Source organism: Prevotella sp. MGM1 (genome assembly GCF_002933775.1).
Lineage (GTDB): Bacteria > Bacteroidota > Bacteroidia > Bacteroidales > Bacteroidaceae > Prevotella.
Genome location: NZ_BEWV01000144.1, coordinates 1 through 2,799, shown reverse-complemented (window position 1 = coordinate 2,799; position 2,799 = coordinate 1). Strand labels below are relative to the sequence as shown.

Annotated in this window: 2 protein-coding genes; one reads left to right on the top strand and one right to left on the bottom strand. The window is 54.3% G+C overall.

The window, feature by feature from the left end:
- Window positions 1–401, top strand: a 401-nt coding sequence (locus tag MoGM_RS05640) for a CobD/CbiB family cobalamin biosynthesis protein (protein WP_146078658.1), incomplete at its 5' end; no start/stop codon positions are given.
- 39 nt (window positions 402–440) lie between these two features.
- Here the strand turns inward: MoGM_RS05640 and metG are convergent.
- Entirely contained in the window at window positions 441–2,486 is a 2,046-nt protein-coding gene (gene metG / locus MoGM_RS05635) for a methionine--tRNA ligase (RefSeq protein WP_104369150.1), read from the bottom strand.
- Window positions 2,487–2,799 lie beyond the last annotated feature (313 nt).

Below are 2,799 nucleotides of genomic sequence, written 5' to 3'. Positions count from 1 at the left end.
ATTCCATGGTTGGTTACCGCACCGAGCGTTATATAGACTTCGGCCGTTTTGCCGCCCGTCTCGACGATATAGCCAACTGGTTGCCCGCCCGTATCACGGCTTTTCTAATGGTATTGTCTTGCGGTGCCCGCATGTCTCACTTCCGTTTCGTGGCCCGTTACGGCCGTTGCCATGCCAGTCCGAACAGCGGTTGGCCCGAGGCTGCGCTCGCCGGGGCCCTCGACTGTCGTTTCGGAGGGCCGCACCATTACTTCGGACAGCTCTTTGACAAGCCGTATATCGGTGTCAATGCCCGTCCGCTTTCTACTCAGGATATGAAAAAAGCGGTTGTAATCAACCGCTTTTCCGAGAGTATAATGATTTTGCTTGTATTATCATTGCTGTCTTTCCGCCTGCTTTAAGGCGTTGAGGCACTTGTCCGGCAGGTGCAATGCTTGGTGTCAGCACACCTTGCTTCCCGGCTTCACGTCGCGCAGTATGGTGGTAACGCTCAGGTCGCCGTCGAAGTTCTCGGCCGAGAGTATCATGCCCTGGCTCTCTATTCCCATCAGTTTGCGGGGCGCGAGGTTGGCTATGAAGAGCACGTCGCGGCCTATTAGGTCTTCCGGCTCGTAGTATTTCGCTATGCCGCTGACTATGGTGCGGTCGGTGCCCGAGCCGTCGTCGAGCGTGAATTTCAGCAGTTTGTTGGCCTTTTTCACCCTCTCGCATGCTTTGATGTGGCCCACACGGATATCTATTTTCTCGAAATCCTCGAAGGCCACGGTATCCTTTATCGGACCGGCCTTGTATGCGGCGGCCTCGTTTGCCTTCTTCGTCTCTTCGAGCTTGTTGAGTTGATAGCCGATGGTCTCATCGTCAATCTTCTCGAACAGCAGTTCCGGTTCGCCGAGCTTATGGCCAGCCGTGAGCAGGTCGGTGCGTCCGAGACTGTCCCACTCGAAGTTGTCGATGTTTATCATCTTGCGCAACCGTGCGCTGCTGAAAGGCAAGAACGGCTCGAACGCAATGGCAAGGTTGGCCACGAGTTGCAACGATATGTACAGAATGGTCTCCACCCGTTTCGGGTCTGTCTTCCATACTTTCCACGGCTCGCATTCCGTGATGTACCTGTTGCCTATCCGGGCGAGGTTCATAGCCTCTTTTTGTGCCTCTCGGAACTTGAATATGTCGAGCTGTTCCTCCACCCGTTGTTTCACGTCCTTGAACTCATCGAGCGTGGCCCGGTCGGTGTCTGTCAGTTCGCCGCATGCAGGCACCACGCCGTCCCAGTATTTCTTTGTCAGTTGCAGGGCGCGGTTGACGAAGTTGCCGTATACCGCCACCAACTCGTTGTTGTTGCGGTCTTGGAAGTCGCGCCATGTGAAGTTGTTGTCTTTCGTCTCAGGAGCGTTCGCCGTGAGCACGTAGCGCAGCACGTCCTGCTTGCCCGGCATCTCTACGAGATACTCGTGCAGCCACACGGCCCAGTTGCGGGAGGTTGATATCTTGTCGTTCTCGAGGTTGAGAAACTCGTTCGACGGCACGTTGTCCGGCAGGATATATCCGCCGTGCGCTTTGAGCATTGTCGGGAACACGATGCAGTGGAACACGATGTTATCCTTGCCGATGAAGTGCACGAGGCGCGTCTCGGGGTCTTTCCACCACTTCTCCCACGTGTCGGGCAGCAGTTCCTTGGTGTTCGATATGTAGCCTATCGGGGCGTCGAACCACACGTAGAGCACCTTACCCTCGCCGCCCTCTACGGGTACGGGGATGCCCCAGTCGAGGTCGCGGGTCATCGCACGAGGTTGAAGGTCGAGGTCGAGCCAGCTTTTGCACTGTCCGTACACGTTAGGGCGCCATTCCTTGTGGCCTTCGAGTATCCACTCTTTGAGCCATTCCTGATGCTCGTCGAGTGGCAGATACCAGTTTTTAGTCTTGCGCAGCACCGGTTTTGAGCCGCTGATTGCCGACTGCGGGTTTATCAGCTCTGTCGGGTCGAGGTCGGATCCGCATTTCTCGCACTGGTCTCCGTAAGCCTTGGGGTTGTGGCAGTGGGGGCACTCGCCCGTGATGTATCGGTCGGCGAGAAACTGTTTTGCCTCCTCGTCGTAGTACTGTTCGCTTTCTTTCTCCGTCAGTTTGCCGTCGTCATATAGTTTGCGGAAGAAATCGGCGGCAAATTTATGATGTGTCTCCGATGTCGTGCGGCTGTATATGTCGAAACTGATGCCGAAGTCCTCGAAGCTCTTTTTAATCATTCCGTGATAGCGGTCTACCACGTCTTGCGGCGTGATGCCTTCCTTGCGTGCCCTGATGGTGATTGGCACGCCGTGCTCGTCGCTGCCGCCGATGAACACCACGTCCTGCTTTCTCAGTCTGAGATAGCGCACATAGATGTCTGCCGGCACGTATACTCCGGCCAGATGCCCGATATGCACACCGCCGTTGGCATAGGGCAGTGCCGCCGTCACGGTGGTGCGTTTAAACTGTTGCTCTTTCATTATGGTTGTTTTTTATATTTTGTTCGTAATTAATATATTGTGTGCGCGACAGCGTGGAAACGTGACTGTGGCATGTCGGTCTTGCTCTCTTTCTGTCACATTCCTTGTTTTTATATAGCAGACATGAAATATTGATGTTGTGAGTTCACACCGATAACTGTCACATTTCTTGGCCTATATACGCAAACATGATGCCGACGGTTTGCCGGGTGATATTCATCCGTACCGCCTGCCGTGCCTGTCAGCTTGTGGCAAGCTGCCTTTATACCCTGCAAAGTTAATAAAAAAACGTGATTTCTGCGAAAAAAGCATA

Excerpts from the sequence above, each read along its gene's own strand:
- metG (WP_104369150.1), bottom strand. The coding sequence starts at position 2,486 with ATGAAAGAGCAACAGTTTAAACGCACCACCGTGACGGCGGCACTGCCC.